General features: G+C 37.6%; 10 protein-coding genes. 5 read left to right on the forward strand and 5 right to left on the reverse strand.

Annotated features, from left to right (window positions below):
- The 3 genes from ACY65O_RS20175 to ACY65O_RS20185 all read right to left on the reverse strand — a co-directional run.
- Nucleotides 1-343: hypothetical protein (locus ACY65O_RS20175; protein WP_462222659.1), on the reverse strand; the 343-nt coding region annotated here is incomplete at its 3' end.
- A 112-nt stretch (nucleotides 344-455) separates the two neighbouring features.
- Nucleotides 456-1,100 carry a response regulator gene (locus tag ACY65O_RS20180; protein WP_462222660.1) on the reverse strand — a complete coding sequence of 215 codons (645 nt, stop codon included), beginning with the start codon at nucleotides 1,098-1,100 and terminating at the stop codon, nucleotides 456-458.
- Nucleotides 1,101-1,132: 32 nt separating this feature from the next.
- Nucleotides 1,133-3,532, reverse strand: a complete 2,400-nt coding sequence (locus ACY65O_RS20185; RefSeq protein ID WP_462222661.1) for a histidine kinase — start codon at nucleotides 3,530-3,532, stop codon at nucleotides 1,133-1,135.
- Between the two features lie 363 nt (nucleotides 3,533-3,895).
- Between ACY65O_RS20185 and ACY65O_RS20190 the strand changes: the two genes are divergently transcribed.
- The 4 genes from ACY65O_RS20190 (at nucleotide 3,896) to ACY65O_RS20205 (ending at nucleotide 8,055) form a co-directional block, all read left to right on the forward strand.
- Complete coding sequence (locus ACY65O_RS20190) at nucleotides 3,896-4,297, forward strand: hypothetical protein (protein WP_462222662.1); 402 nt, start codon at nucleotides 3,896-3,898, stop codon at nucleotides 4,295-4,297.
- Nucleotides 4,215-6,242, forward strand: a complete 2,028-nt coding sequence (locus ACY65O_RS20195; RefSeq protein ID WP_462222663.1) for an NADP-dependent malic enzyme — start codon at nucleotides 4,215-4,217, stop codon at nucleotides 6,240-6,242. The genes ACY65O_RS20190 and ACY65O_RS20195 overlap by 83 nt, the downstream gene beginning before the upstream one ends.
- Nucleotides 6,243-6,364: 122 nt before the next feature.
- Complete coding sequence (locus tag ACY65O_RS20200; RefSeq protein ID WP_462222664.1) at nucleotides 6,365-7,102, forward strand: MlaE family ABC transporter permease; 738 nt, start codon at nucleotides 6,365-6,367, stop codon at nucleotides 7,100-7,102.
- A gap of 143 nt (nucleotides 7,103-7,245) precedes the next feature.
- Nucleotides 7,246-8,055, forward strand: coding sequence for an ABC transporter ATP-binding protein (locus ACY65O_RS20205; protein WP_462222665.1), 810 nt, complete (start codon nucleotides 7,246-7,248; stop codon nucleotides 8,053-8,055).
- Nucleotides 8,056-8,524: 469 nt separating this feature from the next.
- On the opposite strand, the gene ACY65O_RS20210 is transcribed toward ACY65O_RS20205, so the two are convergent.
- A complete protein-coding gene (locus tag ACY65O_RS20210) occupies nucleotides 8,525-8,941 on the reverse strand; it encodes a putative toxin-antitoxin system toxin component, PIN family (RefSeq protein WP_462222666.1) in 417 nt (138 codons plus the stop codon).
- Nucleotides 8,922-9,152, reverse strand: coding sequence for a type II toxin-antitoxin system VapB15 family antitoxin (vap15, locus tag ACY65O_RS20215; RefSeq protein WP_462222667.1), 231 nt, complete (start codon nucleotides 9,150-9,152; stop codon nucleotides 8,922-8,924). The genes ACY65O_RS20210 and vap15 overlap by 20 nt, the downstream gene beginning before the upstream one ends.
- Nucleotides 9,153-9,366: 214 nt before the next feature.
- Between vap15 and ACY65O_RS20220 the strand changes: the two genes are divergently transcribed.
- A partial coding sequence (locus ACY65O_RS20220) for a succinate--CoA ligase subunit alpha (RefSeq protein WP_462222668.1) occupies nucleotides 9,367-9,864 on the forward strand: 498 nt, incomplete at its 3' end.

Below are 9,864 nucleotides of genomic sequence, written 5' to 3' on the forward strand. Positions count from 1 at the left end.
GGGTGTATTCGCTTATAGCATTTGTACTGCAATCGCCCCAGGGGCCAAAGCCCACACTACCGCTGGCATTAAGCTGCTGCCAGTTAGAATTGACTGCAGCATCGCTGGTTAAAATTTTTCCTGTACCTGCATTTGGTGCAAGTTTTATGGCATTAGGTTTTACTGTATCTGCTTTTATATTACCTGCAACATGAAGTTTTTCGTTGGGCAAAGTAGTGCCGATGCCGATGTTTTGAGAGAATGCACCTATTGGCAGGCTAAGTGTAACAAGGCACAAGAGACAAGCCGTAAGTACTCCGCCTCCGCTAAAACTCAGGCCAATAAAATGAGATTTTTTCCTCATAAATCAATTTTAAAATTTCCTAAAATAATACCATGAAGTTGCAAATACACGATGAGACTGATTGTCCCCTCTATGGGTGATTTTTTGGGAATTAAAACCAGGAATGGGCTGATCAGATAATACGCTGCCGGATGGCTTTGGCTACTGCTTCGGAGGCTGAAGCCACATGGAGTTTTTTGTAGATACGCTTTATATGAGTACGTACCGTTTCATAAGAAATAAAAATTTTATCCGCAATATGCTGCTGTTGGTTTCCTTCCACCATCAATAAAAGAATTTCTTTTTCCCGGCTGGTCAGGCTGCAGTCTTTACCCTCCTGCTGCTCAATTGGGGCAAACTGCTGAAAGAGTTTTAATACCCGGCTTGCTATGTAAGGGCTCATGGGCGAGCCTCCATTATAAACTTCATGAACAGACTCTACAAGCCGTGCCGGTGAAGTGGATTTGAGAATATAACCCGACGCCCCGGCACAGATGGCTTTAAAAATCTTATCATCATCTTCAAATACTGTTTGTATGAGTATTTTTAAATCGGGCCATTTTTTTGTTATATAGCCGGTGGCTGTTATACCATCTATGCCCGGCATTTCAATATCCATAAGGATTACCTGTGGGTTTGTTTTTTTTATTTTAAAATCCAATTCAAAACTGTCGGCAAAAGCGCCGCAGCAGATTAGGCCTTCAGTGCCGTTGCAGATAGCTTCAAAGCCATTCCGCATCAGCTTATTGTCTTCAAATATTATAATCCGTATTGCCACTAATTTATTTTTATAAATAACTTAAATTATTCTCACACTGCCTGTCCCCCGTTTGGGTGAAAATTAAAATGGAGTTTTATACTTGTTCCCTGCCCGGGGTGGCTGTTCACTTCAAAATCAGCCTGCAGGTCATTCGCCCTTGTTTGTAAATTTTTAAGTCCGTTGCCTTTAACAACAGTACCGGGGTCAAACCCTTTTCCATTATCGTTTATTTTCAGCAAACTGTATTCGTTAAGCTGTTGCAATGAAAATAATAATTCTTTGCACCCGGAATATTTTACTGCATTATTAATTGCTTCTTTACTGAAGAGATAGATATTCCTTCGTACCTGCATACCGGGAATTAACTTGTTTATCGCCTCATCTACCTGAAAATTTAAGCGGATGCCCTTGCCGGCACATAAATTCAACGTGTAAGCCCTGAGTTTTTCCGTAATTCGTTCAAAGCTGTCATTATCCGGATTGATGGCCCATACTATATCGCTTATTTTTTCCACCATTTCCTTTGAGTTAGTGGAGATATGTTCCAGGTATTCCATGGCATCCTTTTGCCTGTGCTGCAGCACTTTTTCTTTTGCTATTTCGCTGAAAAGGGCAACACCACTGAGGGTAGCACCTACCTCATCATGTATATCCCGGCTGATGCTGACCCGGATATTTTCCGATTCTTTTTCTTTTTCGGTTTTTATTATTTGCTCCTGTGCCAGTTTTAAATCTGTAAGTGATTGTGACAGCCGCCTGCTCAATTGTTTGTTTTGCCGGTACCGGTAGGCACCAAATAAAACAAATAATAAAATAGCCCCGGTAATAATAACGAGAAGTTTTTTTTGCTGTATTTGTTTTGCCGCCAGTACCGATTGCAATTGTTTTTCTTTTTGCACCAGTTCCAGTTCATTTTGTTTTTTTATAAATTCTTTTTCCCTGTTTTGCAGCGCCAGGTTTTTTTCCGATGCCTGTAGTCTGCTTATTTCCGATAGTTGTGTTAACAGGGTAAGTTGCTGGGCATTTTTTAATCCAACCAATTGCTGCTGCTCAATCGTTTTGTTTTTCAGCATCAACTGATAATCATACACCTGTTGTTCGGTTTGCAGGTTTTTTATTTGTTGCTCCCGTTTTTCTGCATCATACTTTGCACTAAGTTCCATCACGGTTCTTTCTTTTTTAAAAGTGAGGATAGAATCCCGGAGGTGGGAGTAATATTTGAAATAATGATAGGCAGAATCCATTTGTTTACTTTGCTGAAAAGCTTCTGCCAATAACATGTTTGCATCAAGGGTATACGCTATATAATTAGCTTGTGCTGCCAGATTTTTCACAAGCCGGAAGTGAACAATAGCACTGTCCACCTGGTTCATTTTCAATTCTGTTTTACCAAGGTTGATGGCAATGCTCATTATATTATGCGAAAATAATTTATCATCAATTTTTAATTGATATGCCTCCTGCAAATAATGAAGGGCCGCTTCATTATTTCCCTGCCGGTATGTTAAAATACCTTTCAGTTTTTTTTCTGTCACCTTCCCGGATACAATACCTAATAAAGTATTGAGTTTATCATATTCCTTTATTGCTTTTGTGGCGGCTTCATACTTGTCTTGTAAAATCAGTACCTCTGCATAATCAGCCAGTGTCCCCAGCAGTTGTACTTTATCACCAGATGGGGGCAGTTGAATAGCCAGTGCAAAACTTAATGTTTGTTCTGCATCTTTGATATTATCTGACCTAAGATATACCGTCCCAAGCATAGATGCAGAATTGAATATTTTTGATTCGTTTTGTAGTTGCTCAGCCAGCTTTAGCGCCCAGGAGAGATAATAAACTGAGCTATCAAGCTCTAACGTTAAAAAAAAGTTGCAGCCAAAATTATGAACAGCAAACTGTAGCCTGTTCACATCACCGGAAGCTGCAATAAGTGGAATAGCCTGGCGGTAATAGTTTTGAGCACCGGGATAATCGGTTGTCATTGCAAGCTGCTTTGCCAACTGGTGATAACTCCAACCAAGAAAATGATTGTTTTTGTATTTGGTAAACAATGCAATTGCCTGCTGAAGGTTTAGTTTTACTTCATCGCCTTTATTCCGGAAAAATAAAGCACTGCCCCTGGCAAGATAATATTTGCCAAGCCCTGCTTCATAGCCTGTGCTATCTGAAAGCAATTTTATTTTTTGCGCATAAAAAAGTGCCGAATCAATTTTAAGTTTGCTTGAATACTTTGCTGCTATTTCGTAGAGAATATCAACTCTTTTTTGCGTTGTTATTGGTTTTTGCAATGCCAGTGATAATTCAGGAACAGCAGGGGTGGCAATAACCGCTATTTTTTTTACCCCTTTATTTTGTTTTAAAACAGTATGCACTGTATCCCTTTGGCTGTCCTGAGAAAAAACGGGATACAAAAGAAAGATGGAAAGCAAAAGAAAAAGAGTTTTTTTCATAAGCCCAATTTTTAAAAATAAAGTGCGGTATAAAGTTGCGAATATTTTTTGGAGTTTTTATAATTTTAAATTAATCAGCAAATGATTTAAATATTGTAAAAGAAGAAAAAATACAGGGTGAATAAAAAAATATCACTTAGACTAAAGCTATTTTTAAAATAATAAACAAAACTCCCTCCCTGCAATTTTTAAGCTTTTTGCCTGAATTATATAAATTTTCTCTATTAGTATTTCACTAAATTGCATGCTCAAAGTTCAATAGAATTAATTAGTTGAAGAGTGCGACGCCAATGAAGCTTAATCATAGAACATCGGCTGGCTACAAAAAATTTATTGCCAAAGGCAATTATGCAAAATACAATTATGCAAAAAGAAGAACTACGTAAACAACAGGCATTAGAATATCACTCCAAAGGCAGGCCGGGCAAAATTGAAGTAGTGCCTACCAAAGAAGCCAAAACACAAAGAGATCTTTCCTTAGCGTATTCACCCGGTGTGGCAGCGCCCTGTTTAGAAATTGCTGCTAACCCCGAAGACGTTTATAAATACACCGCCAAGGGAAATTTAGTAGGCGTAATCAGTAATGGTACTGCCGTTTTAGGCTTGGGTAATATTGGCCCTGAAGCCGGCAAGCCGGTGATGGAAGGTAAGGGTGTATTGTTTAAAATATTTGCCGACATTGATGTTTTTGATATTAAACGAAACCGATCCGGAAAAATTTGTACAGATAGTGCAGGCTTTAGAGCCCACTTTTGGTGGTATTAATTTAGAAGATATAAAGGCACCCGAATGTTTTTACATTGAGCAGGAATTAAAAAAACGCTGCAAAATTCCCATCATGCATGATGACCAGCATGGTACTGCAATTATTAGTGCTGCTGCTTTGCTGAATGCTTTGGAAATTCAAAAAAAGAAAATTGAAAAAGTTCGTTTTGTGGTAAATGGCGCTGGTGCAGCAGCTATGGCCTGCATAAAATTATACGAAAGCCTGGGTGCAAAGCACGAAAACTTTATGGTGTTTGACCGGCAGGGTATTTTATACAAAGGCCGCCCCGATGTGGAAGCAATGAAAGAGGATTTTTGTGCCGACATCAAATACAAAGATTACGATTTAGCCAAAGCATTTAAAGATGCTGATGTATTTATTGGTTTAAGTGCCGGCAATACAGTTAGTGCAGAAATGGTAAAGAGTATGGCAAAACATCCCATTGTTTTTGCAATGGCAAACCCCGATCCGGAAATTAGTTACGAAGCGGCTACAGCTGCCCGTAAGGATATTATTATGGCTACGGGCAGAAGTGATTATCCCAACCAGGTAAATAATGTTTTAGGGTTTCCCTATATTTTTCGTGGGGCTTTGGATGTAAGGGCCACTACTATTAACGAAGCCATGAAATTAGCTGCTGTAAAAGCTTTAGCCAATCTTACCAAAACACCTGTACCTGATCTGGTTAACCTTGCTTACAACGAAAAAACAATTTCATTCGGGCCCGATTATATAATTCCAAAACCAGTTGACCCAAGATTATTATCAACTGTTGCGCCTGCAGTTGCCAAAGCAGCAATGGAAAGCGGTGTTGCAAAATATCCTATTACAGATTGGCCTGCGTATGAATTGGAATTAAATAAACGGTTAGGATTAGATAATCAATTAAGCCGTGTTATTGGTAACAAGGCACGTAAAGATCCGAAGAGAGTGGTGTTTGCAGATGCAGAAAATTTAAAAATTTTAAAAGTTGCACAATTGGTGCAGGAAGAAGGTGTGGCTTATCCTATTTTACTGGGTGATGAAAACCGCATTTTAAAATTAGCATTGGATAATGGAATTGATTTGGAAGGCATGCCGATTTTAAACCCGAAAGATGATAAGCATGAAGAATTGCGTAAACAATATGGTGATAAATTTTTTGCAAAGCGCCAGCGCCGTGGTGTAAATAAATACGAGGCTTTTAAAGCTATGAAAGACCGCAACTATTTTGGTTGTATGCTGGTAGAAACCGGCGAAGCAGATTGTATGATCAGCGGGCTGAGCAGAAATTATCCTGATACTATCAAACCTGCACTGCAGGTAATTGGTACAGAAGATGGTGTTGAAAAAATTGCAGGCATGTACATCATGTTTACCAAACGTGGACCACTATTTTTAGCCGATACTACTATTAATTTTAATCCCACTGCTGAAGAACTGGCAGAGATAACTTTATTGGTGGCTAAGGAAGTAAAACAATTTAATATTAAGCCCCGTATTGCCATGCTCAGTTATTCTAACTTTGGCAGCAGCGAAGGTGAAGAAGCAAAATTAGTCCGGCGTGCAAGGGCTATCGTAAAACAAAAAGACCCCGAATTAATTTGTGATGGCGAGGTGCAGGGCATTATGGCATTTAATAAAGAAATTTTAAAAGATAATTATCCTTTTACCGAATTGATAGAAGGCGAAACCAACACGTTAATTTTTCCTAATCTTGCTGCAGGTAATATTGCGTACAATTTATTACAGGAAATTGGTGGTGCCGATTCTATTGGCCCTATTTTATTAGGCTTAAAAAAACCGGTGCATGTTTTACAATTGGGCAGCAGCATCCGTGCCATTTTTAACATGGTGCTGATTGCCGTGGTAGATGCACAAATGAAAAGTAAAACCGACACACAGGCGGTAGTAAATAAAAGTAAATGGTGGAAAAGGTTTAGAAAAACCAGCCACGATTTATAATGTATGATTTCGGATGTATGATGTAAGATTTTTTAAGTTTTCAACGTTTACAATTATTTAAAAGATATTAAAATCAAATCTATCTTTGCCGCAATAAAAAATAAAAAAACAATAAACTGCGAATGAATTTTTTCACCCATTTTGGCCGCTACATTTTAATGATTAAGGGTATGTTTACCAAACCCGAAAACATGCGTATGTACTGGAAAGAATTTATGCACCAGTGTGTGGAGATTGGCATTGGTTCATTAGGCATTGTGGTTATCATTTCTGTTTTTATGGGTGCGGTTAGTGCAGTGCAAACGGCGTATCAGTTAGTAAGCCCGATTATTCCAAAAAGTACCATTGCACAAATTGTAAGGGATACGGTTATTTTAGAATTTGCACCCACTTTAGTTTGTATAGTTTTAGCAGGTGTTATCGGCAGTAAAATTGCCAGCGAACTGGGCAATATGAGGGTAAGCGAACAAATTGATGCATTGGAAATAATGGGCATCAATACCAAATCCTACTTAATAATGCCTAAAATATTAGCTTCATTTATTACCATCCCGCTATTGGTTATTTTATCAATGGCGCTGGGTATTTGGGGTGGCCGTTTAGCAGGCACTGCATCAGGCATTTTATCTACTGATACATTCGACAGGGGATTGATAGAAAATTTTATGCCCTTTAATGTAAGGTTTGCTATGTATAAAGCTATTACGTTTTCATTTATACTGAGCAGCATTCCATCTTACTATGGCTATTATGTAAAAGGGGGTGCTTTAGAAATTGGCCGCAGCAGTACAAAAAGTGTGGTGGTAAGCTGTATAATGATTTTGTTTGCGGATTATCTTTTGGCGGCGTTGTTTTTGTAGCCCCTATCCCCTAAAGGAGTAAATGGAGAAGATTTTAGCGAAGATTATGTTTTGTAAAATCTATAAATTGATGAATTTAAAAACCGCCATCTTCAAGTTCCCTCTCCCCTGGAGAGGAGTTGGGGTGAGGTAATTCAAACCTAATGATCGAATTTAAAAACATAAAAAAATCTTTCGGGGATAAGGTGGTATTAAATGATGTGAGTCATGTAATGCAAACCGGTATGTGCAATTTAATTATTGGTACCAGCGGCAGTGGTAAAACAGTTTTGCAAAAATGTTTGGTGGGTTTGTTTGAACCCGATGAAGGAGAAATTGTGTACGATGGTGTAAGCTTTACCGATATGACCGAAGAATCGAGAAAAGAATTGCGCCAGCAAATTGGAATGCTGTTCCAGGGCTCAGCTTTATTTGACAGTATGACGGTGGAACAAAATATTATGTTTCCGTTAGACATGTTTACCAAAAAACATTTTAACGAAAAACTGCAACGGGTAAATGAAGTTTTAGAAAGGGTGAACCTTAAAGATGTAAATAAAAAATACCCTGCTGAGCTAAGCGGTGGTATGAAAAAACGTGTGGGTATTGCCCGTGCCATTGTACTAAACCCTAAATATTTATTTTGCGATGAGCCCAACTCCGGCCTCGACCCTCAAACCAGTATGGTAATTGATAAATTGATCATGGATATTACCAAAGAGTTCAACATGACCACTGTTATTAATACCCACGACATGAACAGTGTAATGGAAATTGGTGAAAATATTTTGTACATGTTTGAAGGACAAAAAGAATGGGCTGGCAATAACAAAGAAATCATATTTAGCAAAAGCGAACGCCTGAACAGTTTTATTTTTGCCAGCGAATTTTTGCAGGATGCAAAAGATATGCGTATGCTGGAAGCGAAAGGGAAAATTAGTGACGACAGGAATATGGATGAGTTGTTGAAGTGAGGTTGTTATACTATTTGTTGACTATTATTACATAAAATATCTTAGTCACTTTTTTAAAAATAATAATACAAATATCAGGCTAATCGATAGTATTTTGTAAATAACCAGCCGTACGTTACCTGAAAAAACCTTATCCCAATTATAATCATATTTCGCTTTTAACATTCCAATATCTTTTTTCCTAAATAAGTTTGACATTAAAAAGTATAAAGGCAACATTAAGAAAAACATGATTAATCTTTTTGCAAAATTGTTATCATTGAAATTAACAGGAATAAAATCAACTGAGTTAAGTAAAATAAGTATTTGCACCAGATGCATATATCCAAGAAGTGTCATTGAACAAATTGCACTGAAATAAGGAATATTAGCTCTTGAACCTTTTGAGTAATAGCGATAAAGTAAATAACCGACAAATTTAATAGTCCTCATTAGATGTGATAAGTATAAATTAATTTTTCTCCTCCTTTTATCTTAAAACACTTTCAAACTCGGCTGGTTTTAAAATAGCAGCACTCATAAATGGATTTAATTCTAATAGAAACTTATCGCCTGTTACTAAATAATCTGCTTGGGAGTAGTCAATAAGATCAAGTAAAAAATTGTCTTTGGGATCTTTACAATCAAAATGCGTTGGTTCAATATCAACCATTATTGCAATGGCATTAAGTAAATTAATAAGATCGGTAACAGATTGTGAAGGAAAATATTTTTTTATCCCTTGTCTGCCGGTAACGTCTTTTATTTCTGCTATCAATTGATGCGTAACAATTATTTTAATTTCACCATTACTGATGTAATCTTTTATAATTGCAAGCTTTTTACCTATAAGAAAGCTGATCCAAACATTGGTGTCGAATATTACCTTAATGCTTTTTTCTTTCATAGAATTTTTGTCTGACAATTTCTACTTCCTTGTTTATTGTTTCCAGGCTCAACTCGTTTGTTTTGAAAGATTTTAATATTTCTCCCAGCTTAGAATTAATACCTTCTTTCTCCAGATCTTTACTTAGCTTAATTTTTTGCTGAACAGGTAATTTTCGTACCAAAGAAAGCACCTGGTCATAAGTTATGTCTAACTGAATAGCTTCTTTCATTTAATTATTTTTTATTACTCAAATATACTTAAATCCTCAATCCTCCGCTGCAATAAAAGTTCCCCATAGATATGCAGCTGAACGGAGCGTCGCCTCAAATGTCCAATTATTAACCCTCAGCCCGTAACCAAAATATCCTTTTTTCCAATAACGCATCTGCCCTATCTTTGCGGCAATCAATAAAAATTTTTCATTATTAATTATTTATTACTTCATGTCAGTTCTTGTAAACAAAAATTCTAAAATAATTGTACAGGGTTTTACCGGTACAGAAGGTACATTTCATGCCACGCAAATGATTGAATACGGTACGCAACTGGTAGGTGGCGTTACACCCGGCAAAGGTGGCACTGCACATTTGGATAAACCGGTTTTTAATACCGTGGCCGATGCGGTAAAAACTACCGGTGCCGACGTAAGTATAATTTTTGTACCGCCGGCTTTTGCAGCCGATGCCATTATGGAAGCTACCGATGCAGGCATTGCTTTGGTGGTGTGTATTACCGAAGGCATCCCCGTACAGGATATGGTGAAAGTGAAAAATTTTTTACAGGGAAAAAATACAAGATTGATAGGGCCCAACTGTCCCGGCGTAATTACTGCCGACGAATGTAAAGTGGGCATTATGCCCGGTTTTATTTTTAAAAAAGGAAGAATTGGTATTGTTTCAAAATCGGGAACATTAACTTACGAAGCTGCCGACCAGGTGGCA

The organism is Ferruginibacter sp. (assembly GCF_031430955.1).
GTDB lineage: Bacteria > Bacteroidota > Bacteroidia > Chitinophagales > Chitinophagaceae > Ferruginibacter.

Excerpts from the sequence above, each read along its gene's own strand:
- vap15 (WP_462222667.1), bottom strand. The coding sequence starts at position 9,152 with ATGAAAGAAGCTATTCAGTTAGACATAACTTATGACCAGGTGCTTTCT.
- ACY65O_RS20205 (WP_462222665.1), top strand. The coding sequence starts at position 7,246 with ATGATCGAATTTAAAAACATAAAAAAATCTTTCGGGGATAAGGTGGTA.
- ACY65O_RS20210 (WP_462222666.1), bottom strand. The coding sequence starts at position 8,941 with ATGAAAGAAAAAAGCATTAAGGTAATATTCGACACCAATGTTTGGATC.
- ACY65O_RS20190 (WP_462222662.1), top strand. The coding sequence starts at position 3,896 with ATGCAAAAAGAAGAACTACGTAAACAACAGGCATTAGAATATCACTCC.
- ACY65O_RS20195 (WP_462222663.1), top strand. The coding sequence starts at position 4,215 with ATGTTTTTGATATTAAACGAAACCGATCCGGAAAAATTTGTACAGATA.
- ACY65O_RS20185 (WP_462222661.1), bottom strand. The coding sequence starts at position 3,532 with ATGAAAAAAACTCTTTTTCTTTTGCTTTCCATCTTTCTTTTGTATCCC.
- ACY65O_RS20200 (WP_462222664.1), top strand. The coding sequence starts at position 6,365 with ATGAATTTTTTCACCCATTTTGGCCGCTACATTTTAATGATTAAGGGT.